Annotated in this window: 1 pseudogene; it reads right to left on the reverse strand. The window is 51.5% G+C overall.

Features of this window, described 5'->3' with window-relative positions:
• Nucleotides 1–266: pseudogene (locus SB765_RS30395) on the reverse strand (MFS transporter); the annotation flags it as partial.

Raw genomic sequence — 266 nt, forward strand, 5'->3', positions numbered from 1 at the left:
CTGCCATGCGGTTTCTACAAAGGCGAACAGGGCTGAGATGATTCCCCATGTGATCATAATGCGGGCAATCCAGCGGCGTGCGCCGACACGGTGCAGGATCAGGTTACTCGGCACCTCAAAGAAGAAGTAGCCGATAAAAAAGATCCAGCACCCAGTCCATACACGGTTTCGCTGAGAGACAAATCATCCATCATCTGTAATTTAGCGAAGCCCACATTGACGCGATCAAGATAGGCGCAGAGATAACAGAGCATCAGCCAGGGCAT

This window comes from Pseudomonas sp. SIMBA_067 (assembly GCF_046534675.1).
GTDB classification, from domain to species: Bacteria; Pseudomonadota; Gammaproteobacteria; order Pseudomonadales; family Pseudomonadaceae; genus Aquipseudomonas; species Aquipseudomonas putida.